Here is a 25,983-nt window from a genome sequence, read left to right as displayed (position 1 = left end):
GCGGTACGCATACTGGCCTGATGCAGCAATTAGACAGTCAACCGGCCGCCATCGATGTCGTGCTCTGGCAATATCCCAAGAACCGGAGCGATGGGGAGCGCTGGATGCGGTTGCTTTCACCGAATGAGCGGGAGCGCGCCGCGACCTATTGCTTCGAACGCGACCGGAACTCGTTCATCGCCGGCCGCTATCTGCTGCGGCAACTGCTGAGCGCGCATACCGAAACGCAGCCTGACAGGCTCGTGTTGCTGGCGGATGCGTACGGCAAGCTGACGATCGAGGGGCGCGACAGGCTGCAATTCAGCCTTTCCAATGCCGACGGCTTGGTGGCAGTCGCGGTCACTTCAGAATGCGAGCGCGTCGGGATCGACTGTGAACACGCCGATGCCGAAATCGAAGCGGCGGCGTTGGAGAGCTATTGCAGCCTGGACGAACGGCGTTGGCTCGATCGAGTGCCTGCGGGCGAACGGCCGCGTGCGGCCGTTGCCCTTTGGACGCTCAAGGAGAGCCATCTCAAGGCGCTCGGGGTGGGCTTGCGCCAGGATCCCCGCAGCGTCGGCTTTTCCTGGCAGGACGGCATCCCCCTCCTGGTTGAGAGCGGCGAACCCGACCGGCAATGGCATCACCGCCTGATCGAGAGCGGCAGCCAGCACGTCGTCGCGCTGGCGGTCCGCTCACGATCACGAGCCTTCGACATTCGTGTCCGGATGTTTCAGGACGAGAGCATGCCGTCCGAATAGCCGGCGCGGAGCTGATGCGGCATGGCCGAAGCGGCTTCCGTCGCCCAGACCAGCTGCGCATTGTCGGGTTCGGCATCGAAATGCTGCCGGCCGAGAAGCGCGTTGACGATCTTGGCACTGCGCCAGGCCATCAGGCTGAGCTGAGAGTCGGCGATGCCGTGCGAGTATCGGCCGGCGTTTTGCGCAAACAGCCGGTTTGTCCTCGGGCCAGTCCACTGCATCGTGTAGTCGTCGTTCAAGGTGGGATAGCCGTTTCTGTCGAGGCTGATCCTTTCGCTGAGCGAGCCGAGCGCATCCGGCAATCGGAACCTGTAGCCGGTTGCCAGTACCACCGCATCGGCATGCAGCACCTCGATCCCGCCGTCGAAGTGGTTGCGGACGATCAGCCGATAGGCATTGCCGTTCCGCTCCATCTGGATCACGTCGCGGTTCGGCGACAGAGATGCGTTCAGCGTGCTCTGATCGAGATAACGCAGCGCGTAGAGGCGGCGGTAGATCGAGTGGATCGTCGAAATCGACAGGCCGTCGCTGGTCAGGATCGAGTTCTTCAGCGCCGCCTGCTTCTGCTCGCCGCTGAGCTTCAGATAGGCCTGCACATATTCCGGCGAGAAGACCTGGTTCGAAAACGGCGTGTCGTTGATCGGCTCGAAATTGTGGCGCCGGCTGATCCAGGTCAGCTCCTTCATCGAGCTGGCATCCCCAAGCAGCGCTTCGACCACCTCGCCGCCGCTCTGGCCGCCGCCGACCACGACGATGCGGGCGGCGCGAAGATCCTTGAGACGCGACTTGGCCTCGCTGTTATGGAAGCAATCGGATCCAAGGAAGGGTTTCGCCCAATCGGGCACGAAGGGCGAAGATCCCGTGCCGATCACCAGGTTCTTCGCTTCTTCCTGGCCGTTGTCGAAGCGCAGAACGAAACTGTTGTCGCGGTGCTCGACATCGCGAATGTCAGTTCCGTAACGCAAGCCGTCAACGCCGTTCGCGACCCAGGCGAGATAGCGCGCAAATTCCTGCCGGGGAACGGCCTCGTAATTGGCGTTCAGGAAGGCATAGAGCCTCTTATGCGCCACCAGATAGGAGACGAAGGACCAGCGACTCGTCGGCAGGACCGGGGTGACGAGGTCCTTCAGGAAGGATGATTGCAGCTCGACGCCGGGCATCATCATGCCGGGATGCCAGTCGAACGAGGCTCGGCGCTCGAAGAAGCGGCTGCGCACTTCGGGCACGGATTCCAGCAGGCAGGCAAGGCTCAGATTGGAAGGACCGATGCCGATGCCGGCAAGATCGAGCGGCTCGTTAAGGGCATCCCTGCGGGTAAAAGCGACGGTCATGCGTTATCCTTCTCTGTTTCCTTGAGACGCAGGGCAAGCCTTGAGTGAAAGGCGGGAGACCCGATCATGTGCAGATGGTTGGTGCCGGTGATGATTTCGGCCGCCCGCGCCCGCGGCGACAGGCGGCGCCAATCGATCAGGTTGAGGCCGCGGTTGAGGCTGTCGTCGGCCGCCCAGGGATAGATCGGCACGTCGTGGGGAACGAGCCGATGCTTGCGGAAGATCAGAGCATTGTCGATCAGCACCCAGAACGTATGCTCGCGGCTGCTGATGTCAGGCCCGTCGGTCGGCAGCGGATCCTTCTCGTCGCCGACGAAGCGCAGGAACTGCTCGTAAGTATCCGCGTCCATGGTCGAAAGCAGCCGGTCCCACTCGGGGCGCATCGCCGTTTTCTGCAGCCATGCCTGCACGTCGCGATGCAGCGTGTCGCGCTCGCCGGGCCGGAAGCGCGGCTTGGCGCCGATCGCAAATTCCGAGCCGAGGTCGCAAACGTCAACCATCGCCATCATCCTGACGTCGACCTCGTTGCCGAGGGTGCGGGCAGCCTCATAGGCGAGAAGCCCGCCCCAGGACCAGCCGAGAAAATAGCAGGGTGCACCTTTGCTATGCGTCCTGATGTAATCGACATAGCTTTCGATGATCTCTTCGATCGGCGCGCCGACTTCCTTCTTTTCCGACAGCGAATGGCAAATAAAGCCGGTCGCCGGCTGGTCGGCGCCGAGATAATCAACGAGCTTCACATATTCGCGGGTGCTGACCAGAAGCCCGGGGAAGCAATAGAGCCGCGGCTTGGCGCCGGAGGCGCGCAGCACGATCACCTCGGAGAGATCGCGCTCCTCACCCTGCTCCATCACCCCGGCGAAGGCGCGAATGGTCGGGTTGTTGAAGATATCAGCGACGGTCAGCGGCACCTTTGGCCGGCGCTGCCGGAGCAGCGAAAGGATGCGGATCGCACCCAGCGAATTGCCGCCGATGGCAAAGAAATTGTCCTCGACGCTGATCGCTTCCAGCTTGAGAACCTGACGCCAGACATCCAGCAATTCTTCTTCGAGCGCAGTCGCCGGCTCGATAATGGCGCGTTTGACCGGCTGGGGTGCGGGCAGCGCGAAGCGATCGAGCTTGCTGTTCGGATTGGTCGGCATCTTCTCAAGTTCGACTACGGCGGCCGGCACCATATAGGATGGCAGGCTGCGTTCGAGGCCGGCACGGACCGTCTCGACGTCAAGCCTCTCATCCTTCTTCGGAACGACATAGGCAACCAGCGCCTTTTCGCCGCCGGCATCGTCATCGCGCAGCACGACCAGGGCCTCGCCGACGCCGGGCTGCTGGAGCAAAGCTGCCTCGATCTCACCCAGTTCGATGCGGTATCCACGCAGCTTGACCTGATGGTCGACGCGGCCGACGAATTCGACCGTCCCGTCCTCACGCCAACGCGCCAGATCGCCGGAGCGATAAAGCCGGCCGCCCTCCTTGGAGAACGGGTCGGGGACGAAGCGGTCCGCCGTGGTTTCAGGTTTGCCGAGATAACCGCGCGCAATGCCCTCGCCGCCGATATAGAGTTCGCCGGTCACGCCGATCGGGCACAGGTTGAGGTCGGGATCGAGCACATAGACACGCCGCAGCCCGACAGCGCGGCCGAGCGGCGCATAGACGCCCTGGAACTTCGTGCCGGCCCTGACCTTCCAGACCATCGGCGTCATGATCGTTTCAGTCGGTCCGTAGCCGTTGATCAGCCACTCCGATTTCAGCGCCCGCGACAGAAGATCGAAGGTCGATTGCGCCAGCCCCTCGCCGCCGAAGGAATAGAGCCGCATCGGCGGCGCGCCGTCGGTGATGTCGGCCCATTCCGCCAGCTGCTGTAGATAGGTTGTGGGGATGCTCGCATTGTTGGCGCCATGCTTGCGCATCGCCGTCAGCGTCTCCTCCGGCGTCCACAACGGCTGGTCCGGAAGGATGATGCTGCCGCCTTCCATCAGCGGGTTCATCCACCGCTCATGGCCGCCGTCCGAACTGAAGGGCAGGAAGGGCAGCTCGCGCGATTCCGAGCTCATGCCATAGACGCGCGAGGTATTCTGCAGATGGTGCGTCAGCGGCCCGTGCTCGACGGCGACCCCTTTCGGCAATCCCGTCGAGCCTGAGGTGTACATGACATAGGCGAGCTGGTCCTTGTGCGTGGGAACATAGAGCGGCGTATCCGGCTCGCCGTCGAGATCGAGCTTGTCGAGTTCGAGGACAGTCGCGTCGAGCTCCTCCGGCAGGCGGTGGCGCAGCCAGCTATGGGTCAGGATAATTTTCACGCCGCCATCGCGCAGGATGTGGTGGTTGCGCGCCGGCGGGTGGTCGGGCTCAACAGGAATATAGGCGCCGCCGGCCTTCAAGGTCGCGAGAATGCCGACGATCGCTTCCGGCGAGCGCTTGATGAAGATGGCGACCGTCACTTCGGCGCGAACGCCGAGCTGCCGCAGCCGATGCCCGAGGCGGTTGGTGCTCGCCTCCAGCCAGCCATGGCTCCACTCCTCGTCGCCATAGACGATCGCGGTCTTCTCCGGCGTGCGGCGCGAATGGGCCGAGATCAGCTCGTGCACCGGCCTGTCGTCGTTGACGACGTCATCCTCATAAGGCGCCGACAGCCAGTCGAGCTCGTCGCTGCCCATGAGTTCTAAATCCTTGATCCTGAGATCGGGCTTGGCGACGATCTGCTCCAGCACAAGGCAAAAATGCCTGGAGACACGGGCAATCAGGGCACCGTCATAGAGATCGCCGGCGTAGTCGATCAACCCGTACGCGCCGCCATCCGTGCGAGCCTCGACGACGAGGGAAAGCTCGCTATCGGCGCGTGCGCCTGACGGCTCCAGGTTGGTCGCCTGCCTGGGAACGGGATAAGGTTCGCGGAATTCGAACAAGGCCTTGACCACGGCCTCCTGGGCGGCGGCCTCGTCGACGACCAGTTCCTGCGTGATGCGCTCCAGCGGCACGAGGCGGGCAAGCCCCTCCTCCGTCACCGACGAGATCGCCGCGACGACGTCGTCGAGCGAGTGCCTGGAGGTCAGCGAAAGCACGAGGGGCAGAACCTGCTCGGCGCGGCCGCGGCTGGCGAGATGTTCGTTGCGGGGTCGCGCGACGAGGAGGCCGGTCAGCAAGGCGTAGTTGCCGCTGTAGCGCGCCAGCAGCGCGCAGAAGGCGGCGTGAAGCACGCGATCGACCTGAACGCCCTTGTGCCCCGCATGCCGTTCGAGTGTGCCCCAGAGGTCGGGCTCGATCGAAAACCGATGCTCGGCGCGCGCTACGCCTGCCAGCCCGCCGCTGTTGAACCGGGTCGGGAAGGTCGAGGCCGCATAGTCGAGACCGATCGCATCGCGCCAATAGGCAAGCGCTTGCCGCGCCTCATCCGTCTCCAGCCAATCGGCCTCCTGCGCCCCGGCGGCGATTTCCACCGGATGCATCTCGCCGGCCGGTTCACCATCGAGAATGCGCGCGAGCGAGCCGGCGAGAACGGATTTTTCCCGGTCGTCGCAGATGATTGGATGCAGCACGATCGTCAGCAGCGATTGCCCCTCGGCAAGCCGGATGATCTGGATGCGTGTACCGGGGCCTTCCAAGAGATCGAAGCGCTTGTCGCGGAAAGCTTTCCGTGCGGCCATGGCATCAGGCTCGGAAAGAACCACTCCGTCATTGCCGAGCATCTCGACCGGCACCGCGTTCGATGCGCCGCGATATTGCTCGATGCGGCCTCCCGCCAGCCGGCGGAAGCGGAAGGCGAGCGACGGATTCTGCGCCACGAGCGCCCGGCAGGCGCCGGCAATCGTCTCGACGTCGATCGCGGCATTGAACCGCAACCCGATGACCTGGTCGGGAAAGACTGTGTAGTTGCCGATCTGCTCCAGCGACCAGATGCGCTTCTGCGCGATCGTCAGCGGAAAACTCTCGAAAACGGCGTCCACCGCGTCGGTCGGGCGAGCATCGGCGAAATTGGTGATCTGCTTGTTCATCTTGCCATCCAGACGGTTTCAGAGACGTGCGTCAGCGGCCATTGCCGAGCGCAGGGAGAGCGGGCGGGGATCGGTCCAGATCTCGCGGATATGGGCCAGGCATTCCTGGCGCGAACCGGCAAAGCCCGCGGCCTCCCAGCTCACCGGAATCCGCTTGTCCTGCGGCCAGACCGAGTAGTGGTGCTCGGTGTCGATGACGACGATCCAGAGATCGTCGCGGGGCTCAAGATTGTCCATTCGAAGCTCCTGCTGAGAGTGACGTCATGCGCAAATGACGGATCGTGCAGGTTGCAGTTTAGAAAATTGATGAGAATTTTTTTCTTTGCGAAACCCTAAATCCGGCCGGAGACGGATCGTCATTCTACCAAATCGACACAGGAGCGGGCTTCATGCTCGAAGCGTGAAAAGCCCTGTCGATCAAGGAGAACATCATGGATTTCGACGCCGCCAAACAAAGGCGGGCTCTGCAGTCGCGGAGCTACATCAGGCTCGCCCCCAACATCGTCCACCTGAAGACCGCGCACGGACAGCACGAAGCCGCCTTCGAGGTCGAGGCCGGCGTCGCAACGCTCACCTTCTACCACGGCGAGCCGCCGCAATCGGCGGAGCTTCTAATGGCTGCCGCCGAAGCGGTGACGGCGGAGGATCGCTCGATCACGTCGGTTGTCTTCGAAGGCCATCAGGCAAGCCTTCTCAGGCATATTTCGAGTGCGGGAAAGCTCGATTCCGCGATCCTCTGGCAATGGCCGTCGCTGTGGCTGCAGCAGCTAACCTCTCCGCTGCCGCCGGTACGTGAGATGACCGCCGGCCGCTATCATCCGCGCCGGCCGGCAAAGCCGAAGGGAACGGTCTATCGCCGCTTCATCCCCTGGCTGGAGCGGGACATCACCTTCCGCGTGGCCGATCCCGAGACCGATCTTGCAGCCTTCCACCGCTGGATGAACGATGAGCAGGTCAACACGATCTGGGAGGATTCGGGCTCGCTCGAAAAACACCGCGAAATCCTCGAAGAACGGCTCGCCGATCCGCATGTGCTGCCGCTGATCGGCAGTTTCGCCGATATCCCTTTCGGCTATTTCGAAGTCTATTGGGCCAAGGAGAACCGGCTTGGCCCGTTCTATGACGCCGACGATTACGATCGCGGCTGGCATGTGGCGATCGGCGAGGCGGATTATCGCGGCAAGAAATGGATCAGCGCCTGGCTGCCTTCGTTGATGCATTTCATCTTCCTCGACGATCCCCGCACGCAGCGCATCGTCGGCGAGCCGCGCGCCAGCCACGAGCAGCAGATCCGCAATCTCGACCGCTCGGGCTTCGCCAAGATCAAACATTTCGATTTTCCGCATAAGCGGGCGCTTCTCGTCATGCTGACCCGCGAGCGCTTCTTCGGCGATCATCTCTGGGTGCCCGCATCATGAACGACATGAGCGAGATGAGCGGCAGCCTGCGGAAGCGGCGGCTTGCGCCGGAGGATCTTGCCAGTCCGCAGCTGTTCAGGCTGCTGCTGAGGCTCGGGCTGCCGGCCATGTTCGGCCTGTCGATCAATGCCGCGCATCACACGATCAACATGGTCTTCGTCGGGATGATCGGCGAAGACCAGATCGCCGCGATCATGATCGTGCTGCCGATCCTGATGCTCGTCGCCGCTTTCGGCGAAGGCATCGGCGTCGGCGTGGCGACCGAGGTCGGGCGCGCGCTCGGCGCCGGCAACCGGTCGAGAGCCAGCACCCTTGCCTCGGTCAGCCTTGCCGCCGGCATCGCCTTCGGCGCGGCGAGCGCGATTGCGATCGTCGCCTTTCCCTCTGTCCTGCTGTTCGGCGCCACGTCCGCGATCGAGCCGCTCGCGCAGCATTATCTCCTCATCATCGCGGTCTCGATACCACTGACGATGGCGCAGATCATTCTCGATTTCCTGGCGATCGCCGAGGGCAATGCCCGCTTCAGCATGTGGACGCTGGTCGCCTGCTTCGCGCTGAACATCATCCTCGACCCGATCATGATCTTCGGCTTCGGCCTCGGCCTGCAGGGCGTGGCGATGGCAACCATTCTCTCCCAGCTCGTGGCGCTCTCAATCTACGGCGCCTACCACGCAAGACGTCTCGGGACGATCCGGCTGACGTTCTCCCGGCGCTTCGCCGATGTCAGGCACCTCAAACCGGTCCTTGCGGTGGGCGCACCGACGACGCTGACGAGCCTCGCAACGGCTGGCGCGATTGCCCTGATGCTTTCGGTCGCCGGCACCTATCACGGTGAAGACGGTATCGCTGGGGTCGGCATCGCCTTGCGGCTGCTTGCGGTCGGCGCACTCCCGGTCATCGGCATTTCGCTCGGAGCGCAGTCCATCCTGAGCTTTGCCTGGGGCCGCGAAGATATATCCCGGGTCCTGGCGGCAGCCCGCATGCTTTCCGTGGTCACAAGCGCGGTCGGCGGCGTCTATGGGCTGACGGCGATCATCTTTTCCGAGCGCCTCGCCGCGCTCTTCACCGACGAAGCTTCCGTCCTTTCGATCGCTGGTCAGGCGATCATTGCAACCCATCTTCCCTTCCTGCTGTTCGGCCTGCGGCAGACGGTGCTGATCCTCTTCCAGGCTCAGGGCAGGCCGAAAGCCGCACTTGCCGTCGGCCTGGCGCAGAATGGGTATCTTCTTTTTCCGCTGCTCGCGCTCCTGCCGCCCTTCTTCGGCTTCTCCGGCCTGCTCGCAGCCATGTTCCTGGCCTCGGCGCTGACCGGCCTGCTGTCATGCTTCTGCCTGGCGAGATCGCTCGCCGCGCTCCGGCAGCGCGCGGCCGACGATCTGACCGCTCTTCGCCCCTATCCCAGCTTTTGTCCATGAGAGGATTTTCATGAACCAGTCGTTCAGCCCCCGCGACCTTGGCGCCCATGCGGCCGCCGACGATCTCTTCACGCCCGTCGATCCGGCCGCCTTCAACGCCGTCTCGCCGCCGATCTTCCAGACCTCGCTCTTTACCTATGACAGCTACGAGGCGATGGAGGATGTCTTCGCCGGCCGGACGCGCAACTTCATCTATTCGCGCGGCGACAATCCGACCGTCCGCGAATTCGAGCTGCTGGTCGCCCGCCTCGAGGGTGCCGAAGACGGACGCGCCTTCTCCAGCGGGACGGCCGCCATCACCGCGACCATTCTCAGCCTGGTGGAGGCGGGCGACCGCGTCGTTGCCGTCCGCCATCTCTATAATGACGTCTACCGCCTTCTGGTGAAACTGCTCGGCAGGCTCGGCGTCACCGTCGATTTCGTCGATCCCTCCGACCATGACGAGGTGCGCAAGGCGCTGCCGGGCGCCAAGCTGCTCTATCTCGAAAATCCGTCTTCCTTCATCTTCGAGCTTCAGGACATCGTGGCGCTGTCAGCCATGGCGAAGGAGGCCGGCGTCACGACGATCATCGACAATAGCTGGGCGACGCCGCTCTTCCAGAAACCGATCCAGCATGGCGTCGATATCGTCATTCACGCCGCTTCGAAATATCTCGGCGGCCATAGCGATACGGTCGCCGGCGTCGTCGTCGGCACGAAGGAGGCAATCGCGAAGATCAACTCGACGTCCTATCCCTATGTCGGCGCCAAGCTCTCGCCCTTCGAGGCCTGGCTGCTGCTGCGCGGCATGCGCACGCTGCGTGTGCGCCTCAAGGAGCATGAGCGCAGCGGGCTTCTGCTCGCCGAACGGCTGAAGCAGCATCCCGACATCGCGCGCGTTCGCCACCCGGCCTTTCAGGATCATCCCGGGCGGGCGACGCTCACGGGTTATGCCGGGCTTTTCGCCTTTGATCTCACGCCCGATATCGATGTCGCACGCTTCGTCAACGCGCTTCGCGAGATCCGTCTCGGCGTCAGCTGGGGAGGACCGGAAACGCTGGTCGTTCCGGCCAAGGTCGCGCTGCAGATCCCTGACCGGATGACCACATTCATCCGGTTCGGCGTGAGCGAGCAGACGATACGTTTTGCTGTTGGGCTGGAAGAACCGGAATTGCTGTGGAGCGATTTGCAGCAGGCGCTGTTCGCCGCGAAGCGGTAATATCCCGCGGGCGCTCGTGATCGGGGCGGGCAGGCTCGGTGATTGCCAGATGGCAATGCTGCTCCGCCGCCTTGATCATGAAGTTGACAAGCGTCCTGGAGACGCCGAGTTCGGCCGCGATATCCTTCTGCGGCACGCCGTTCAAACGATGGCGGATGAAGGCGTCGTTGGTACGCTTCGGCAGCGCCTCTAGCGAGGCAAGTACATCTCGTAGGGTCTCTGCGGCGACCAGCTGATCGAGCACGGTGGGGATGGGCGCCGTCATTTCTTGGACCTGGTCAATCGACCTATAGTTGCTCACCCGCTGGCGTTGTCGGCGGCTCTCGTCGAGGGCGAGATTATACACCATCCGAAATGCGTAACCGATCGGGCAACGGATGTCGTCGGTTTTGACCCCGTAAGCTTTTATCACTCCGTCCTGAAATATATCCTCAGAATATGATCTTGATTTGACAACGCTTTCAATCGTTTTGAGGAGCTTATCCTTGTTTTCGATCATGGCGTTGACCACGGCATTTCCGTTCACATCACGATGCGATGCTCGCATTGTCCTGTACCCTTTTTACAAATGGAAAATCAGGCTCTGTCGTTGCTGGTCGGTGCTGTCTTGGCATTCCTTTATCGCAGGAAGCTACACGATGTGATTGCAGTGTCTATTTTAAGGTGATAACAGGAGTCAAGTTTTAAATCGACCGAACGAAGGCGAGAAAAAGATGGGACGAACAGTCGAGATTCTGACCGGCAAGGCGGAGCTCTGCCGATCGATCATGGGGGCTTTGCCGGACTGGTTTTCGGAACCCGAAGTCATCGAGGCAAGCGCCCGGGCGGTCGAGGAACTGCCGGTGTTCGGCTATATCGAAGCGGATGTCGTCACCGCCTTGATCGCCTTGAAGCCGCACCTGCCTGATGCCGTCGAGATCGCGCTGATTGCGACCCGGCCCAAATATCACGGCCGCGGCGCCGGACGCCATCTCGTCGATGCAGCCGAACGCTTCGCCCATGAATCGGGCGCCCGGCTGCTGACGGTTAAAACACTCGCGCCGCGCGGCCGCGACGAACCGCAATTCGAGGCGACGCGGCGCTTCTATGACCGGACCGGCTTCATCAGGGCCGAAGTCTTTCCAAAACTCTGGCATGAGGATCATCCGTGCCTGTTCATGGTCAAGCCGCTCATGGAGACGCAGCCGGGCAGGACCGCGCTTTGAGACGACGAGACTTTCTTCTTGGCGCGCTGGCAATGACCGGCACGCCCGCCATCGCGCGCACCGGCGATGCCAACGTCGTTTCGCTGGATTATGGGCTGGCGTCGACGATGCTGGCGCTCGGCAGCGTGCCGCGCGCCATCGCTTCCCTCAGGAACTGGTCTGAATGGGTGGTCGAGCCGGCGATGCCATCAGGCGTCGTCGATATCGGCACCACCGCCGAGATCAATCTCGAAGTCCTGAGAAACCTGCGGCCATCGCTCATCCTCAGCACGCCCTTCCTTGCGGCGCTGGACGAAAAACTGTCCCGGATCGCGCCTGTGGAAAGCTTCACCGTCTATGCCGAGAATGGCGAGGCGCTCGACCGCTCCTACGCCGAAACACTGCGTCTCGGGGCGATGATCGGGCGGCAGAGGGAAGCGGAGGCATTTCTCGCCCGCGCCGACGCCACCTTCGCCCGGCTGCGCGACCGGATGAAAAGCCTGTCCGCGCGCCCGGTCGCCGTCATCAACTTCATCGACCAGAGGCATGCGCGCATCTATGGCGGCCCCGGACTTTACGGCGGCGCCATGCGCCGGATCGGCCTCGAGAACGCCTGGAAAGGCGAGGCGAGCTACTGGGGATTTCAGACGATCGGCCTGGAACAGCTCGCCGAACTCGATGAAGAGGTGCATCTTGTCGTCGTTTCGCCGCTGCTTCCGCCCGATGTCCTGACCCGGCTTTCCGAAAGCCCGCTCTGGACCAGCCTTCCCTTCGTCCGGCGCCAGCGCATCTCAGTCGTTCCAGGCGTCCTGATGTTTGGAATGGTCCAGGAAGCGCTGCGCTTTTCGACTTTGATGGTCGATGTTCTGGAGACTGCCGCCTGATGAAAGCGCAAACTTCCGGCTTTGGCGCGCCCGCGCTCGCGGCGCTACTGCTGTTTTCGGGCCTCGGCCTGGCTCTCCTCGACCTGCTGCCGGCGCTGCCGCATCTGGAGGCATCAGGCGGATACGACGCGCAGCACCTTCTCCTTCTCTATTCGACGCTTCCGCGCATGGCCACGGCCCTGATCACCGGCGCCGCCCTCGCGCTGTCGGGCACGATCCTGCAGCAGGTGCTGCGCAATCCGCTCGCTTCGCCAACAACGCTCGGCGTTTCGGCCGGCGCCAATCTGGCGCTGGTCTCCGTCATGCTCGCCTTCCCGTCGCTGACGGGATGGGGCCGCGACGCGATCGCGCTTGCCGGAAGTGCTGCTGCCGCCTTCGCCATCTTCTCGATCAGCGGCCGGCACGGCTTCTCGCCCTTTTCCCTCATCCTGTCGGGCATGATCATCGGCCTCTGGTGCGGCGCGGCGGCAGCCATTCTCATCCTGATGAACGATCAATATCTCTCCGGGATCTTTATCTGGGGCGCCGGATCGCTGTCGCAGCAAAGCTGGGCGATCCCGATATCGCTGCTGCCCAAAGTCACCCTGCTTGCCGGCCTTGCCTTTCTCGCCGCGAGGCCGCTGGCGCTGAGCCAGCTCGGCGATGCCGGCGCGACGAGCCTCGGCCTGCCGATCAAATGGGCACGCGGCTTCATCCTGGCGATCGCAATTGCGCTGAGCGCCCTCGTCACCAGTGCCGTCGGCGTCATCGGCTTCATCGGGCTGGTCGCCCCGCAGATCGTCCGGCTGGCCGGCGCACGCCGTGTCGTCAGCCAATTGATCTGGTCGCCCATTGCCGGCGCCGGGCTTCTTCTTCTGACCGATGAGGCGATCAAGCTCGTTGCTCCCGGCGACTTCGTGCCGACGGGGGCAGTAACCGCGCTGCTCGGCGGACCGATCCTGATTGCGCTTCTACCGCGCCTTGCCACCGCCACCCGCGCGCTGCCCGGTATGGTTTCACCAAGAGTGGCAGCCGCCAACAGAACGGCATCCCTTGGCCTGCTGCTGATCTCGGTCGCCGCGCTGGCAGCGGCAGCGATCTTCTTCGGCCGCGCGCCGGACGGAAGCTGGGCCTGGCTGTCGGCCGCCGCCTGGGATGACATCCTTCCCCTTCGCCTGCCGCGCGTCGCCGCCGCCTTCGGCGCGGGAACCGTGCTCGGCGTGACCGGGCTGATCCTGCAGCGGCTGACCGGAAACGAAATGGCAAGTCCCGAGGTGCTCGGCGTTTCGGCGGGAGCAACGCTCGGCGTCGCGGCCGCCATGTTCGCCTTCGCCGCGCCGGGGCTGACGGTGCAGCTTGCCTTTGCCGGCGGCGGCGCGCTTGCGGTTCTGCTGCTGATCTTCCTCTTGAGCGCCCGTTCGGGCTTCGGCCCGAACCGCGTGCTGCTCGCCGGCACCGCCTTCGGCGCGATCCTCGACGCCGGGATTGGCGTGCTGGCGGCCAGCGGCGACCCGCGCGGCCTGGCGCTGATTCGCTGGATGGCGGGCTCAACCTATTTCGTCGACAACAGCGTTGCCGCAAGCGCCATGCTGATTGCGATTGCCTGTCTTATCGTGGCCTTTCTCGCCAGCAGATGGCTTGCGCTATTGCAACTCGGGCCGGAGGCCGCAAGCGAACTCGGCCTGAGGATCGTTCCCGCGCGCGCGATCCTGTTCGGGCTCTCGGCGATCATGACCGCCGCAGCCACGCTCGTCGTCGGCCCCTTGAGCTTCATCGGCCTAATGGCGCCGCACCTTGCCCACGGGCTCGGCCTTCGCCGGCCATCCATCCAACTGCTCGCCGCCGCCCTCATCGGCGCGACCCTGCTCGTCACCGCCGATTGGGCCGGGCGCATGATCGCCTTTCCCTACCAGGTCCCTGCGGGATTGATCTCGGCCCTGGTCGGGGCACCGATGCTGCTGTTCGTTCTGCGCCGGCGGGCGTGAAGGATGGCCGGCAATGAGAGGCAACCGGCGATTATTTAGACTGCGGTTGGGAAGATTAATGCCGCCCGTCCGGCAGCGGACAGGCCTCGCCGCAGCCGCCGACGCCCGGCAGGTTATAGCGCAGGCAGCAGACCTTGCGGCGGGCGAATTCCAGCCCGCATTGCTGGCGCGCCATACGGATCATGCCGAACATCGGATTGCGCCCGCCGCCCGGCCACTCAGCATCGTTCAGCAGCGCCAGACCGCCTTCGACAAGGGCGGGCTCGTGGCGATGAGCGATCTCTTTGAGGATCCAGGAGAGATAGGCCGCAACATTGTTCCAGAGAAGCTTCGGCGCCACGCCGGCATTGGCGGCAATCGCCGTGATGACAGGCTCGGCATGGCCGAGCATCAGGCGGTGAAGCTCCCCGGCCGGATCGGTGGCAAGCTCCGGGCTGTCGGACATCACGAAGGCTTCCGGCTCGCCCGTCTCAGCATTGTACACGAGCGTAAGCCGGTCGATTTCCAGCGGCAGGGCGACGCGGTTCACGAACATGTGGACACTCGGCGCGATCGTCAGCATGCTGAAATAATAGAGCGTCCACATGGAGACGATCGCGCGGCGGTCGCTGCCGGGAAATTTTTCGGCATAGCGGGCTATGATCCCGCCAAAGACTTCCGGGTCGCCAAGATCCTTGCAGGAGACCACCAAACCCGCCGGTGGCGGAGAGGCAAGTAGCTTGCCGCGGCAATAAGAGAACGGGCCATCGCCCACCAGGCCGTCGAGATCGACGGCCTGGTGGGCGACAGGATGATCGGCGATCGAAGGGCGCGAGTCCGCCCCGTTCATCTCTGCCGCCATGGTGCTACCACCAATACTTCAGGGTGCCGGTCATGTTGCGACCCTGGCCGAGGTAGCAGAAGCCCTCTTCGCAGACAGTTTCGCGCTCATCACCGATGTTGCGGATGTTGAAGGCCGCCGTAAGTCCTTCATATTTCTTGTCGACGGCGCCGAAATCATAGGCGAGGGCGGCATCGACATAGAAAGTTGCGGAATTCTTCGAGGTGTTGGCGACATCCGTCCAGGTCTCGCCGATGTAGCGCACGCCGGCGCCCATCGACAGGCCGTTGAAGGGGTTGCTTTCCTGGAAGGTATAATTCGCCCACAGGCTCGCAACATGGGTCGGGGTGACGGCCGGAGTATTTCCGACGTTGTTGCCCCCGGTTATCTCAGAGTCGTTGTAGGTGTAGGCGGCAATAATATCGAGGCCGTCGGCGATTGCCGCGCGGGCTTCAAGCTCGATACCCTTTCCCGTCACCTCGCCCTGAGAGTCGTAAGCGAAGGTCAGCGGGTCGGCGAGCCTCGGCTTGTTTTGTTCGACGATGTGATAGGCGACGGCCGAGAGCAGGATGTCGGAGCCGGGCGGCTGGTATTTCACCCCGAGTTCGAATTGCTCGCCCTTCGTCGGCGGAAGAATTGTGTTGGCTCTCGATCGGTTGGTGACCGGATCGAAGGAGGTCGCGTAGGAAGCAAACGGCGCGATGCCGTTGTCGAAGAGGTAAAGCGCGCCGGCCTGTACGGAGAAGGCATTCTTGTCGACCTCCTCGGAGCTGACCGTGGGCAAGGTCGCATCTCGCGTCTGGTTCACCCAGGTCTGCCGACCGCCGAGGTTGAAGCGCCAGTTTCCGACCTCGATCTGGTCCATGACGTAAATGCCGAGCTGCCGCATATCCGCATCGGACGCCAATATATTATAATCCGGCGTAGCGCCCGAGACTCCATAGGTCGGATTGGCGATATCGAAGTCGAATGCCGGATCTGCGGCTCCGGCGCCGTAGCCAAAGCTCGACTGGAGATTGGTGTAGTCGAGCCCGAACAGCATCGTATGCGCAAGCGGGCCTGTATCGAACTTCGCCTCGAGCTGGTTATCGATCTGGAAAACGTTCATTTCGTCCCGGATCGCATTTGTGCCGCGATGCGCGACGGTCCCGCTCCAGCCGGTAACGCCGAGGTAACGGGCCTCCAGATCGAGATGCGAATAACGCAGGTTCTGCCGGAAGGTCAGGCCGTTGTCGAATTCATGCTCGAACTGATAGCCGACCTGCTGCTGCTTGACCTTCTGGTGGTCGTAGTCGGGGTCGCTCTGCCTGATGTCGAGGATCCGGCCGTCCAGCGTCGTGATCGCGCCGACGTTGGCGTCGGTCTCGTCGGCCTGCGCCAGACCGTACACCGTGAAAGTCGTGCCCTCGTCGGGTTTCCAGGTAAAGGACGGCGCGAGCAAATAGCGGTCGTCGGCAATGTCGAAATTGGTGTCGCCGCGGCGGGCGACGCCGACGATGCGATAGAGAAAGTCGTCGTTGCCCTCGCTGATCGGCCCACCGAAATCGAACATCCCCTGCACCCGATCCTTGGTGCCGTAGGTAATGCCGACTTCGCGGATCGGCTCCTCGGTCGGAAGCTTCGATATCTTGTTGACGAGGCCACCCGGCGAACCGGAACCGTAAAGAACGGAAACCGGTCCCTTGATCACCTCGACGCGCTGCAGCTGATAGGGATCCGTGCGGAACATGCCGTAATTGATGTAGGGCTGGCGCAATCCGTCGCGATAGTCACCGACCGTCGTGGCGTTGTAGCCGCGAATGTAGATCTGGTCGAAACGCGGGTCGAAGCCGCTCGTTCCCGTCGTCACGCCGGCGGTGTAGCGCACCGCCTCGATGACCGTCTGCGCGCCGCGCTGCTCGATTTCCTTCTCGGTGGTGACCGACACGGAACGCGGCGTCTCGACGAGCGGCGTGCTGATCTTGGTCGCGCCGGCGCTGTTTTTGGCGGTGACCGACGTCCTGTCTGTCTTGCTATCAGAGGCTGCACCCTGGATGACGATCGGTTCCAGCGTCGTCGCAGTGTCGCCAGTGGTCGCGCTCTGGGCAGAAGCCGGCGATGCCGCGATGCCGGTCAGGACCATCGCCGTCGTGGCAAATAGGGTATGTCTATAAATTTGCGGTACATTATTAGAAACATTCAAAAAAACACGCGCCATTGCTTGGTCCCTACGTCATAGATGCGCGCGGAACCTATGGAGCGAAGACAGCCTTGTCAACATAAGGTGATTGTTTTTGTCATCTTTTAATCGATGATTTTTGAATGTTCGGCGTTCCCGAACAAGTTGCACGCAGCGTCGAGATGTAAAGGCGCATTTTCCAGCGCAGACGACTAACGGTCAAGCTGCGGCATCAGCCGCCTGCACGCTGATAACGCCGGATCGCAAAGCGCCAGAAGGCGGCGGCAATCAAGGCGGCAACCGGTCCCACGGCGACGGCCACGGGGGCTGCGGCATCACCGAGGTAAGGAACCGGCTTTCCGATCAAAGCGGCGACCGGCACATAAGCCATGTAGGCAAAAGGCAAACCGGAAAGCAGCAGAAATTGAAGCGGCGCGGCAAAGATCGTTATAGGGTAGCGGGAGAGTTCCCAAAAGTCGAAATATATGCCGAAAAGATAGCGCGCGCGCCGCACCACCAGCGCAGTTGCGCCGATCAGGGTGATGACCGCGCCGGTCAGAAGCGCGGCACTGAAAATGCTGGCGACCAGCTGCAATATGGTAAGCATGCCCCAGTCGATCGCCACCTTGGGCAAAGCCCACGCCATCAGCCCCACGCCCAATATGACATGGCTGCCATACTCGATATTGAAACCGGAGAACGATAAAAACGCCCATGTATTGATCGGTCTGATCAGCAACGTATCAAACTCGCCATCCCTGACCATTTCTTCCATTCGGCGCAGCTGCACGAAGGTGAAGCATGCGCCGAGGGCATAACCCAGGGTGTGGAAACCGAGCAGCAGAGCCATGTCTTGCCACCGCCATCCGCCCATGCCGCCGAATCGCGTGAGGATGATCCAAAGCGAGGCGAAGGCGCCGGCGTAACCGAAACCCTGCGAGACCCAGGCAAGGGCCAGTGCCACCCGATATTGCAACCGGGTCCGCATACGCAGCCGCATCAGATACCAGGCGAGCGCCAGCGTTTGCTGCATGATCAGCCTCCCTGCACCACAATCCGCCGGCAGGCGCGGGACCACAGCGCTGCGATCAGGCCGACGAGGCCGGCGATCCAGCAGAGGAGCCCGACGGCCAGATATGTCAGGGAATAGACGAGATCGAGCTGACCGAGATAGACGGCCATCGGATAATAGGTGATCCAGGCGAAGGGCAGCACGTGGGCGGTTTCGGCGAGCACCGGCGGAAAGAACCATAGCGGCACAAGCCCGCCAGACAGGAGCGCCCCGAATCCGCGCATGAACCATTCCAGCGAATGTGCGTCGAACACCCAGAAGGACAGAAGGCCAAACAGGATCGAGATCAGCAGAAGCAGTGTTGTGGAGACGGCCACATATCCGATGAAAAGAAGGCCATGCGCCAAGTTCGCCGGTGGCAAAAGTCCATATAGAAGCGAGAATATGATGATCACCGGCGTGCAGACGGCGGCGAAGTTGAAGAGCCGCGGCCCGAGATTTTCGGCAAACAGCATCACCGGAAAGCTCGCCGGCCGAATGAGCGTGTTGCCGATCTGGCCGGTCCGGATCGCCGCGCCGATTTCCCGCACGACCAGTGCAGCATCCCAGTTCGACAGCAACGTAGCCCCGATTATGGCATAGGCAATCATCTGCGGCAGTGTAACGCCGGCCACGGCATGTTGCCCGCCATAAACGGCCTTCCATATCGAAATACGGGCGAAGACTTCGATGTTGGCGCCGAGGACCATCGAAAGGATTTCGGCACGATAGCCGGTCTGCTGGCGGACGGCGGCCACCGCAAAAGCGACAAAGCTCCGCATGTCACCCCCTCGCCTGATAATGGGTGCGGATCACTTCCTCGATGCCGGGCTCGTGCAGCCGAACGTCGCGAAGCGCGGCCCTGGCGGTCAGCGCCCATCAGATCGATCAGGGAACGTCCATCGTCTGCCAGCAGAAACTCGCGTACCGCTCCCTCTCCGCCGAGCAGCTCGGCTCCCGCCAATGAGACTGCGCCGGGTTCACCATCAAACTCCAGCGTCAACCGCCGTCTCGCGCCGAAAGTTACGCGCAATTCCGCCAGCGGACCGTCGAACAGAAGCCGACCTTCGTCCACCATGATCAGGCGCGGGCAGATTTCCTCGATGTCCTGCAGGTCGTGCGTTGTCAGAATGATCGTCGTGCCGCGTTCTCTGTTCGTGCGGGCAAGAAACTTGCGCAGGACATCCTTGGCAACAACGTCCAGCCCGATGGTCGGCCGTCGAGAAACAGGATTTTAGGCTCATGCATGAGCGCCATGGCGATTTCGGCGCGCATGCGCTGGCGGAGGCTGAGCTGACGCACCGGCCGCTCGATGAATGAGGACAGCTGCATCATCTCGACGAGCTCGGCTCTGTTGATGCGAAAGGCCACATCCGGCACCCGATAGATACGCCGGTGCAGTTCGAAGCTCTCGGCAAGGGGAAGATCCCACCACAACTGGGTACGCTGTCCGAAAACCACGCCGATCTCACGCGCATTGGCAATCCGATCCTCGACAGGCCGGCGACCGAGCACGCTGACCTCGCCGGAGGTGGGCATGAGGATGCCGGTCAGCATCTTGATCATGGTCGATTTTCCCGCACCGTTCGGGCCGAGATAACCGACTGCTTCCCCCGCCCCTATCGTGAAGGAAATCTGCTCCACGGCATGCACAGGTTTCGTCACCGGCGCGATGAAGTTGCGTAGCGCCCCAACCAAGCCTGGCTGCGGCACCCGCTGGCTGAATGTCTTGCTTACGCTCTTGGCACTGATGATCGACAGCATGAGGGAATCCGGCAAAATGGGAAGATCCCAGTAAGAGAGTCATGTGAAACCTACGCAACAGGTGCTGCCTGGGATAGACAATTCTTTTGATACAACCGATCAATCGTGGGAATGCCGGGGGCTGCGAATGATACTAAGGCGACCCGCCGGCGCTGCCCGACTTTTCGACAGAAGGACAGGGCTGCCCCCTTCTACCCCTTCCAGTGATCCGGTGCGGAATTGGTATAATATGATCCGAGGCCGAGTAACGGCCGGTGCAATAGAGATCCGAGAGGCCCTCGACTCCATATCGATCTTGATCGGGCGCGGAGTTTTCTATTGAGGCAAATGAAAAATCTGGTTTACTGGCGCTTCGCTTGTTGGCTTTCAGGGGGAGCTTGGCCGATGATGTGGAACCGCAGGAGTATTGTGCTTGGTGGATTGGCGTTGCTTGGGACTGGCGCCGTTCACAAACCGGCGGTCGCCGCGGCATCTTCTTATTTTGACGGCCCGGCCGTCGATAATGGTGTGACGTTTCGCAGCACCAATTTCGCCAAAATCGACAAGCGGTGGCACCGTCAGGTTGTCAAATATTTCAGCAGCGAGCCGATCGGCACGGTTGTTGTCGATACAAGGCACCATTTTCTCTACGTGATCATGGAGAACAAGACCGCCATCCGCTATGGGGTCGGCGTCGGCCGCGAGGGCTTCAAATGGTTCGGTCGCGCCACGATTGACGCCAAATCGCTCTGGCCGCGCTGGACGCCGCCGCCGGAGATGCGCAAGCGTCATCCCGAACTGCCCGAATTCGTGGCCGGAGGCTCACCAAAAAATCCGCTCGGGCCCCGCGCTATGTATCTGCATCGTGACGGCGTCGATACCGGCTATCGCTTCCACGGCACACTGGAGCCATGGAGCATCGGCAAGGACGCCTCCAGCGGTTGCATCCGCATGTTCAACGAAGACGCCATCGATCTCTACCAGCGCTGCCCGATCGGCACGGCCGTGCAGGTTCTGCCGCATATCGCCGACCAAGCCGAAAGCACCACCCAAATCAGCCAAACAACCCCGGTCGAATAAGGAATCTTACCCCGATGTCTGCTATGACCGGTTATACGCGCCGCCTTCTCGCCGCGGCCATGCTCCTGGCGCTTGCCGCCTGCTCCACCACCCAGATCGCCTCCCTGGAAGAGCTGACTGCGGCGCCGATGACCGGCCAGACCAACGATCCGGCGCCGGGATTCGAGAACGTGGCGGCAGGCAGCGAAGAGGATTTCATCCTCAATGTCGGCCGACGGATCTACTTCAAGCAGGATTCCGCCGCCCTCGACTCCGTTGCGATGGCGACATTGGATAGCCAGGCCGACTGGCTCAACAAGAACCCGACCTGGCTGCTCAAGCTGCAGGGATTTGCCGACGATTCCGGCTCCACATCGAAAATGCAGACGCTGTCGCAGAAGCGCGCCGAAGCGGCGATGGCCTATCTTGCCTCGAAGGGAGTCGACCCGAAGCGGATGTGGGCCAAGGGTTATGGGAACGATCGAGAGGTTCGCGACTGCACGGACCGCTCCTGCAAGGTGCAAAACCGGCGCGTCGTCACCAATCTGCGCACTGAGCCGGACGCGGCCTGATCGGGGAATCGTACTTGCTTCCACTATAAAGGGCCGGCCACGCGGCGCCGGCCCTTTTGCTGTGCAAGTCCTGTTCAGGTTCGTGCTTCAAGACCCGAGGTCGCGGTGCGGAGCTTGCCTAGTTGCTTCAAAAGCAGAGGCTTTCCCGCATCCTTCGCGATGCTTCCGCGACGTTTCTTTATCTGCACGATAAACGGCTTTATCCGAGACTTCATGAAGAAGCTCTCCTTAAGCCACCTGACGCTCGGCTTCGATCTGAAGAGGCGCCTGCTGAAAGGAGCCATCTCCAATGGCAATCTTGCGCGGCTTCATGGCTTCAGGCACTTCACGCTTCAGCGCGATCGAGAGAATACCATTCATCAGCGAGGCATTCTCGACCCTGACGTGATCCGCGAGCTCGAAGCGGCGCTCAAATGTACGCCCGGCGATGCCGCGATGCAGGTACTCACCGTCTTTCGCTTCGGCCTTCTGCCCTTTTACCACAAGGACGTTCCGCTCCTGGGTGATTTCGAGGTCGGCCTCGGCGAAACCAGCAACCGCCATTTGAATGCGGTAATCGTCTTCGCCCGTCTTGACGATGTCGTAGGGCGGCCACGCGTCGATCGCTTGCAGCCGCTGCGCATTGTTCAGCAGGTTGAAGACACGGTCGAAGCCGATGCTGGACCGGTAAAGGGGAGCGAAGTCAAGTTCGTTTCTCATAGCCATATCCTCCGTAAAGCAACATGGGGTGGAGACGCGTCGCAAACCTGCGTCTCCACTCTGATTGCCGGCCCGCTTTGCGCAGCCGACGAGCATGATCTGGTTTGCATGTTTTTTCGATTCAAGAGGTGCGTCAAAAAAAATTTGACACGGATTTCGGGCCAGCCCACGGCCTCTTGAAGGCTGTTTTTGTTCACCTAAATCGTTTGGCACCTGAAGATGTTCTTCGACTGATGGAAGATTTTGGGAGAAGATCTGATGACAAGCAGAGGCATCACCACGGTAGGCAATCACGCGTGCGACGGCGGCAACAGATAGCTGGCCGGTGACCGCAGATCGATCACGGATTTTATATCTATGGCGTTGGCTGCAATAACCAGCTGATAGTCACCCGGCTCTGCCCGGAAGGCACCGGCCTCAGGGTCAAAGTAAGCGAGATCGCGCGGCAGGACCTTCAGGACCGCCGTGCCCGTTTCGCCAGGCTGCAGCGAAAGCTTGGCAAAGGCGCGCAGTTCCTTGTCCGGCCGTGCCACTTTGGATTTGGGCGAACGCACATAAAGCTGAACCAGTTCCGACCCCGCCCGATCGCCGATATTGGTCAGGTCGACGCTGACGATCACGCCGTCAGCATCCATCTCGCTCACCGACAGTCGCGGCTTGTCCCAGCTGAAGCGCGTATAGCCAAGCCCGAAACCGAAAGGAAAGAGCGGCTCGACGGCGCGGCTGTCGTGGTGACGGTAGCCGACGAAGACGCCTTCGGCATAGTGCACATGCCCGTCCTTGCCGGGATAGACGGCGGGATCACCGGTGATGGCGGCGTTATCGGCAAGCGCCTTCGGGAAGGTCTGCGGCAGGCGTCCGCCCGGCTCGACGTCGCCGAACAGCACGTCGGCGACGGCATTGCCGAGTTCCTGCCCCGGATACCACATCTGCAGCACGGCGCGAACCTTGCCGAGCCAGGGCATTTCCACCGGGCCGCCGGTCTGCAGCACCACCACCGTGTTGGCGTTGGCGGCCGCAACCCGCTCGATCAGTTCCTCCTGTCGGCCCGGCAGCCGCATGTCGGGCAGGTCCAGTCCCTCCGTATCCCATTCGCCGTCGCGGCCGACAAAGAGAAGCGCCACATCGGCATTACGGGCGGTTTCGACGGCCGACTCGATGTCAACCTCGCCAAGCGGCTTTTCGACGCCGAAGCGGACGGCGATGAGGTTGATCCCCTCCTCTGTCGCCGTGGATGGTTCATACTCGACGGTGATCTCATATGACCGGCCGGCCTCGAGCATCAACGTGCCGCGCTGTTCGTCGTTGGCGGTGCCGAAATAGTTCTCGCCGCGCGTCCAGCCGTCATGGCCGTCGACGGTCAGTACACCGTCGACGAAGAGCCGCGCCAGTCCGGCATTGGTCATGCCGAACACATGCTCGCCGCTCTCCTCCGGCACGAATTGCATCGTCATGCGGGCCGAGAAAGCGGCGGGATCGAGCTCGCCCGACGGCAGTTCGAACCAGAAGAATTCGCCCTTGTCGACCGTTTCGACGTGCAGCGGATCGCCCTTGCAGCCGCGGCCGTTGAAATATTCGACCGCGATCTTTCCCTTGAACACATCGATCAGCCGATTGTGGCGGCAGCCGACGGCATGGCTGATGCTGTTGGCATTGGAGAGAGCCGCGCGAATGCCTTCGAGCGGGCTCACGGTATAATGCGCCGCGATCTGCGCACTGCCGCCGCCCATGACCCGCGCGCTTGCCGCATTCGGTCCGATGACAGCGATGCGATCGAGCGAGGTCCTCGCAAGCGGCAGGATGCCGTCGTTCTTCAGAAGCACCGCGCCTTCTGCGCCGAGACGCCGGATCAGCGCCCGGTCTTCCGGCAGGTCGACCGCCCGCTCGGTGAGATCGGGTTCTTTCTCGAACGCGCCGACCCGCTCCAGCAAAACCAATATGCGCCGCGCCGCAGCGCGCACCGTCGCGGCATCGACCTTGCCCTCGCGCACGGCCGCAACCAGCTTCTCGCCGCGATCGCGCGCCGGGCCCGGCATTTCGAGATCGAGGCCGGCATTGATCGTCTCAGCCGTCGAGTGAGAGCCGAACCAGTCGGACATGACGATGCCGTCAAAACCCCATTCCTCGCGCAGCACCTTGGTCAGCAGCCAGTGATGCTCGCTCGTATAGGTGCCGTTCAGGCGGTTGTAGGAGGACATGACCGCCATCACGCCGGCGCGGCGCACCGCCTGTTCGAAGGGCGGCAGGTAGATTTCGCGCAGCGTCCGCTCGTCGATATCGGAAGACATGGTCTGCCGCTCGATCTCCGATTCATTGCCGGCGAAATGCTTGATTGTCGCCGCGACCCCTTCGCCCTGCACGCCCTCGATATAGGCGACGGCGAGTTCCGCAGTCAGCATCGGATCTTCGGAATAACATTCGAAATTGCGGCCGTTGAGGCCGGAGCGATGGATATTGACCGTGGGCGCGAGCAGCACGGCGGCACCCTTGCTCTTTGCCTGGCGCCCAAGTGCCGCGCCCATCTGTTTGACGATGCCGGGATTCCAGCTGGCCCCGAGCGCAATGGCGACGGGGAAGCAAGTCGCCTTGACGCCGGCGACCAGCGAACCGGCGCCGCGCGCGCCGTTCGGTCCATCCGTCACCTTGATCTTCGGCACGCCGAGACGCTCGACCGGAACCGTCGTCCAGAAATCGGCGCCCGACAACAGCGAGACCTGCTCCTCCAGCGTCATCTGGTCGAGAATGGAATCGATCATGCAAACCTCCCAAGCAAGCTCTTAAACCTACCGATTACTCGGTATTTTTAAGATGTCAATTGGGCAAAGCTGATGTATGGAAGGAGAGCATAGGACAGTACCGGGGAATGATGGCAGAATTGTCGGAACAGAACGTCGCGGAGGAAAGGCGCCGCCGCCGCTCCCGCAAGGGGGAGACACGCCGTGCGGAGATCCTCGCCGCGGCGATGCGGCGTTTTGCCGAAGACGGCTATCAGAGCGCTGCGATCGGCGACATCGCCCGCGATGTCGGCCTGTCGCTGCCGGGTCTGCTGCATCACTTCCCGACCAAGGTCGATCTGCTGCTGGCGATCCTCGCCAAGCGCGATCTCGATAGCGCCGATTTCATCGGCCACTATCGCGCCGATCTTCGCGGCCTGCTCAGGGGCATGGTCGAAATCTTCCGCCGCAACGCCGGAATGGTCGAGGTCATCAGAGCCTTCGCCATCCTCAATGCCGAAAGCCTGATGAAGGACCACCCCGCCAAAGCCTGGTTTTTCGATCGCACCACGGAGATGCAGAAGCACATCGCCGCGACCTTTGAGCGGGCCGCCGTCGACGGCATGATCAATGCCGGCATCGACGGGCAAGCGATGGCGGCGGAACTGATCGCCGTGATGGACGGCCTGCAGATGCTCTGGCTGCGTGACCCCGATCGCTTCGACATGGTCGGCGGCCTCGAAGCCTATATCAGCCGCCTGCAGACGAGCCTCGGCCTGGAGAGCTGAAACGGCCTGCAATTTGGGGCACCGGATCGACTATTGCACGACGGCGGCTCAGGGACTCAATGAGGGTGCGATATGCCTTTGGAGCGTTCTCGAACATAGCTGGCACAGAGTTTCTTCAACCCTCGGTACGATCCAATTCCGAGAAGGCTGCTCAGCCGTATCACTGTCGTTTGCGAAACGCCGCAGTTTTTTGCGACTACTGCAGCGCTCTCGAAAGCAATCATGTCCGGCTGCTCAAGCATCCGCCTGGCCACCT

The 25,983-nt window shown here is 62.3% G+C and carries 21 protein-coding genes; 10 read left to right on the top strand and 11 right to left on the bottom strand.

From position 1 onward, the window contains the following. The first annotated feature begins 20 nt into the window (after nucleotides 1-20). A complete protein-coding gene (locus EFR00_RS14750; RefSeq protein WP_077988969.1) occupies nucleotides 21-740 on the top strand; it encodes a 4'-phosphopantetheinyl transferase family protein in 720 nt (239 codons plus the stop codon). Here EFR00_RS14750 and EFR00_RS14745 read toward each other — a convergent pair. The 3 genes from EFR00_RS14745 to EFR00_RS14735 are packed head-to-tail and all read right to left on the bottom strand — an operon-like array spanning nucleotide 713 to nucleotide 6,297. Continuing rightward, nucleotides 713-2,071, bottom strand: coding sequence for a lysine N(6)-hydroxylase/L-ornithine N(5)-oxygenase family protein (locus EFR00_RS14745; protein WP_077988968.1), 1,359 nt, complete (start codon nucleotides 2,069-2,071; stop codon nucleotides 713-715). The two genes, EFR00_RS14750 and EFR00_RS14745, sit on opposite strands and share 28 nt — an antisense overlap. Continuing rightward, on the bottom strand, nucleotides 2,068-6,060 hold the full coding sequence (locus tag EFR00_RS14740; RefSeq protein ID WP_077988967.1) for a non-ribosomal peptide synthetase: 3,993 nt from the start codon (nucleotides 6,058-6,060) through the stop codon (nucleotides 2,068-2,070). Before EFR00_RS14740 ends, EFR00_RS14745 begins: the two co-directional genes overlap by 4 nt. 18 nt (nucleotides 6,061-6,078) lie before the next feature. Then, on the bottom strand, nucleotides 6,079-6,297 hold the full coding sequence (locus EFR00_RS14735; RefSeq protein WP_040112391.1) for an MbtH family protein: 219 nt from the start codon (nucleotides 6,295-6,297) through the stop codon (nucleotides 6,079-6,081). Between the two features lie 194 nt (nucleotides 6,298-6,491). Here EFR00_RS14735 and EFR00_RS14730 point away from each other — a divergent pair, with 194 nt between their 5' ends. The 3 genes from EFR00_RS14730 to EFR00_RS14720 are packed head-to-tail and all read left to right on the top strand — an operon-like array spanning nucleotide 6,492 to nucleotide 10,091. Then, on the top strand, nucleotides 6,492-7,478 hold the full coding sequence (locus EFR00_RS14730) for a GNAT family N-acetyltransferase (RefSeq protein WP_077988966.1): 987 nt from the start codon (nucleotides 6,492-6,494) through the stop codon (nucleotides 7,476-7,478). After that, nucleotides 7,475-8,893 (top strand): MATE family efflux transporter, encoded by a 1,419-nt coding sequence (locus EFR00_RS14725; protein WP_077988965.1) that lies wholly within the window; start codon nucleotides 7,475-7,477, stop codon nucleotides 8,891-8,893. The genes EFR00_RS14730 and EFR00_RS14725 overlap by 4 nt, the downstream gene beginning before the upstream one ends. Nucleotides 8,894-8,903: 10 nt before the next feature. Further along, a complete protein-coding gene (locus EFR00_RS14720; protein WP_077988964.1) occupies nucleotides 8,904-10,091 on the top strand; it encodes a PLP-dependent transferase in 1,188 nt (395 codons plus the stop codon). Here EFR00_RS14720 and EFR00_RS14715 read toward each other — a convergent pair. Continuing rightward, nucleotides 9,982-10,638 (bottom strand): sigma-70 family RNA polymerase sigma factor, encoded by a 657-nt coding sequence (locus EFR00_RS14715; protein ID WP_077988963.1) that lies wholly within the window; start codon nucleotides 10,636-10,638, stop codon nucleotides 9,982-9,984. The two genes, EFR00_RS14720 and EFR00_RS14715, sit on opposite strands and share 110 nt — an antisense overlap. A gap of 166 nt (nucleotides 10,639-10,804) precedes the next feature. Here EFR00_RS14715 and EFR00_RS14710 point away from each other — a divergent pair, with 166 nt between their 5' ends. From EFR00_RS14710 to fhuB, 3 genes are read left to right on the top strand one after another with little or no spacing between them, the layout of a single operon-like run. Continuing rightward, a complete protein-coding gene (locus tag EFR00_RS14710; RefSeq protein WP_009988446.1) occupies nucleotides 10,805-11,296 on the top strand; it encodes a GNAT family N-acetyltransferase in 492 nt (163 codons plus the stop codon). A gap of 32 nt (nucleotides 11,297-11,328) precedes the next feature. Next, the gene (locus EFR00_RS14705; protein WP_077988962.1) at nucleotides 11,329-12,159 is read left to right on the top strand and encodes an iron-siderophore ABC transporter substrate-binding protein; all 831 of its coding nucleotides are present in this window, start codon (nucleotides 11,329-11,331) and stop codon (nucleotides 12,157-12,159) included. After that, complete coding sequence (gene fhuB / locus EFR00_RS14700) at nucleotides 12,159-14,123, top strand: Fe(3+)-hydroxamate ABC transporter permease FhuB (RefSeq protein WP_077988961.1); 1,965 nt, start codon at nucleotides 12,159-12,161, stop codon at nucleotides 14,121-14,123. Before EFR00_RS14705 ends, fhuB begins: the two co-directional genes overlap by 1 nt. A gap of 55 nt (nucleotides 14,124-14,178) precedes the next feature. Here fhuB and fhuF read toward each other — a convergent pair whose 3' ends face one another. The 5 genes from fhuF to EFR00_RS33550 all read right to left on the bottom strand — a co-directional run bounded on the left by fhuF (nucleotide 14,179) and on the right by EFR00_RS33550 (nucleotide 19,916). After that, on the bottom strand, nucleotides 14,179-14,964 hold the full coding sequence (fhuF, locus tag EFR00_RS14695; protein ID WP_077988960.1) for a siderophore-iron reductase FhuF: 786 nt from the start codon (nucleotides 14,962-14,964) through the stop codon (nucleotides 14,179-14,181). 4 nt (nucleotides 14,965-14,968) lie between these two features. After that, nucleotides 14,969-17,140, bottom strand: coding sequence for a TonB-dependent siderophore receptor (locus tag EFR00_RS14690; protein ID WP_077988959.1), 2,172 nt, complete (start codon nucleotides 17,138-17,140; stop codon nucleotides 14,969-14,971). Between the two features lie 193 nt (nucleotides 17,141-17,333). Then, nucleotides 17,334-18,134, bottom strand: a complete 801-nt coding sequence (locus tag EFR00_RS14685) for an ABC transporter permease (protein WP_009990102.1) — start codon at nucleotides 18,132-18,134, stop codon at nucleotides 17,334-17,336. 2 nt (nucleotides 18,135-18,136) lie between these two features. After that, entirely contained in the window at nucleotides 18,137-18,934 is a 798-nt protein-coding gene (locus EFR00_RS14680; RefSeq protein WP_077988958.1) for an ABC transporter permease, read from the bottom strand. A 343-nt stretch (nucleotides 18,935-19,277) separates the two neighbouring features. Then, nucleotides 19,278-19,916: an ATP-binding cassette domain-containing protein gene (locus EFR00_RS33550; RefSeq protein WP_009987048.1), complete on the bottom strand. Its 639-nt coding sequence runs from the start codon at nucleotides 19,914-19,916 to the stop codon at nucleotides 19,278-19,280. A gap of 384 nt (nucleotides 19,917-20,300) precedes the next feature. Between EFR00_RS33550 and EFR00_RS14670 the strand changes: the two genes are divergently transcribed. Then, on the top strand, nucleotides 20,301-20,975 hold the full coding sequence (locus EFR00_RS14670; RefSeq protein ID WP_040142165.1) for a L,D-transpeptidase: 675 nt from the start codon (nucleotides 20,301-20,303) through the stop codon (nucleotides 20,973-20,975). 14 nt (nucleotides 20,976-20,989) lie between these two features. Beyond that, nucleotides 20,990-21,526 carry an OmpA family protein gene (locus tag EFR00_RS14665; protein ID WP_077988957.1) on the top strand — a complete coding sequence of 179 codons (537 nt, stop codon included), beginning with the start codon at nucleotides 20,990-20,992 and terminating at the stop codon, nucleotides 21,524-21,526. Between the two features lie 228 nt (nucleotides 21,527-21,754). Here the strand turns inward: EFR00_RS14665 and EFR00_RS14660 are convergent, their stop codons facing one another. Further along, on the bottom strand, nucleotides 21,755-22,225 hold the full coding sequence (locus EFR00_RS14660) for an Hsp20 family protein (protein ID WP_009993043.1): 471 nt from the start codon (nucleotides 22,223-22,225) through the stop codon (nucleotides 21,755-21,757). 290 nt (nucleotides 22,226-22,515) lie between these two features. After that, a complete protein-coding gene (locus EFR00_RS14655; RefSeq protein ID WP_077988956.1) occupies nucleotides 22,516-24,981 on the bottom strand; it encodes a beta-glucosidase in 2,466 nt (821 codons plus the stop codon). 110 nt (nucleotides 24,982-25,091) lie between these two features. Here EFR00_RS14655 and EFR00_RS14650 point away from each other — a divergent pair, with 110 nt between their 5' ends. Beyond that, nucleotides 25,092-25,727: a TetR/AcrR family transcriptional regulator gene (locus EFR00_RS14650; RefSeq protein WP_077989154.1), complete on the top strand. Its 636-nt coding sequence runs from the start codon at nucleotides 25,092-25,094 to the stop codon at nucleotides 25,725-25,727. Nucleotides 25,728-25,983: the final 256 nt, after the last annotated feature.

This window comes from Rhizobium sophoriradicis, assembly GCF_003939025.1.
GTDB classification, from domain to species: domain Bacteria; phylum Pseudomonadota; class Alphaproteobacteria; order Rhizobiales; family Rhizobiaceae; genus Rhizobium; species Rhizobium sophoriradicis.
Note: the sequence above shows the minus strand (reverse complement) of the source record. Positions and strands in the feature narration are given on the sequence as shown.